Raw genomic sequence first — 1,642 nt, 5'->3', positions numbered from 1 at the left:
TCAGCATCTTCCGCTGGATGCGCTCCGCGCCCACTTCCAGCCGGTACAGGTAGACGCCCGCCGCCACCGGCGTGCCCTGCGCGTCGCGGCCGTCCCAGGTCACGCGCTGCCAGCCCGCGGGCAGCGCACCGTCGACCAGGGTCGCCACCGCGCGCCCGTTGACGTCGAAGACGGTGAGGCGCACCGCCGCGTCCGCCGGCAGGCCGAAGTCGATCTGCGTCGACGGGTTGAAGGGATTCGGGTGGTTCTGCCCGAGCGTCAGCGCGGCCGGAGCCGCTTCGCTCGCCGTCGCGTCGTCGCTGACGGTGAGCCTCACGGGGACGACCAGATGGCCGCCGCTGGTGTTGATCGCCAGGGTCGTCTCGTAGCTGCCCAGGGGCAGGCCGGCGCTGTCGAAGTGGAGGGTGATCGCCTCCGGGCGCCCGGCCACCGCGCTGCCCGTGGCGCCGGCGGCCGTCAACCAGGCGGGCAAGGCCGCGACATCGAGCGCGTAGTAGAGCACCGAGCCCGTCTCGCCCGTGTTGTTGACCTGCAGGAAGCGGTCGAGGCTCGTGCCCTGCAGGATCACCGTCTCCATGCTCGTGGGCGCCACGGAGGCCGCGACCTGCAGCGCGTCGCTGAGCGGCAGGAAGCGGATGGCGCGGTTGGCGGCCGGGTTGCTCGCCGATGCCGGGTGCTGGTTCCAGTAGCTGATCAGCAGGCCGTCCGTGCGGTCGCCGTTCATGATGCCGACCGTCGCGTAGCCGTTCTCCGCGTCGACGTTGTTGATGAGCTGGTACTGGAAGACGATCTCGCCGTCGCCGGTCACCGTCTGGTGGTGGGCCGGGTCGAGCAGGATCAACTCGAAGTTCTCGGTCGTGCCGTTGTAGTCGTTGAGCAGGCGGCTCCACTGCACGATGAAGCGGTGTCCCGCCGCGTCGTACTGGTAGTACACCAGATTCTGGCCGCTCTGGTAGAGGTTGTCCCAGAAGGGCGCGATCAGATACGGCGGTGCACCAGAACAGGGGATCGGGTAGTTGCGGTAGGCGACGAGGTAGGTCGTGCCCATCGCCACCCAACCGTTCGAGCAGACCGAGATCTGGTCGAAGTCCTGGCCAAAGTAGCGGAACACGAAAGGCAGATTGAGGACGTTCGTGTCGTCGGCGCTGCCGAAATCGCTGAGGCCGACGCTCGTCCCCGTGCCGCCGTAGTTGGGCGCGAGCTCCACCCAGCTGTAGACGGGCGCCTGCGGATGGCCGGTGTCCGAGCTCTCGAAGGCATAGTAGCCGTAGGCGCAGGGCCCCGTGGGCGAGCCGAGAGCGGCCGTGCCCACGGTGAGCTGGAACTCGACCTCCTCCACCGCGCGCTCGTTGTAGCTCAGCAGCAGGCTGAAGCCGGCCAGGTGGCCCGGGAACGCGTTGCCGGCCACGCTGACCGCAAAGGGATTGCCCGCGTTGCTGCCGCTGGCGCCGAGCAGGAAGTCGGGGAAGCTGGCAACGGGATCGGTCACCGTCACCCAGGGGCTGTGGCTGACGAGCGTCGCCGTCACACCCGTCGCCACGGCGCCGCCCGCGTTCTGCAGCGAGAGACTGAGCGTGCCGCTCTCGCCGGGATCCAGCGTGCCCCCGCCGCCACCCCAGGTGAAGCTCTGATACTGGAGATC

At 69.1% G+C, this 1,642-nt stretch carries 1 protein-coding gene; it reads right to left on the bottom strand.

Translation table 11 applies throughout. The annotated features are described in order from the left end of the window. Window positions 1–1,642, bottom strand: a 1,642-nt coding sequence (locus tag FJ251_16230) for a T9SS type A sorting domain-containing protein (protein MBM4119247.1), incomplete at both ends; no start/stop codon positions are given.

The organism is bacterium (assembly GCA_016873475.1).
GTDB lineage: Bacteria > Krumholzibacteriota > Krumholzibacteriia > JACNKJ01 > JACNKJ01 > VGXI01.
Note: the sequence above shows the minus strand (reverse complement) of the source record. Positions and strands in the feature narration are given on the sequence as shown.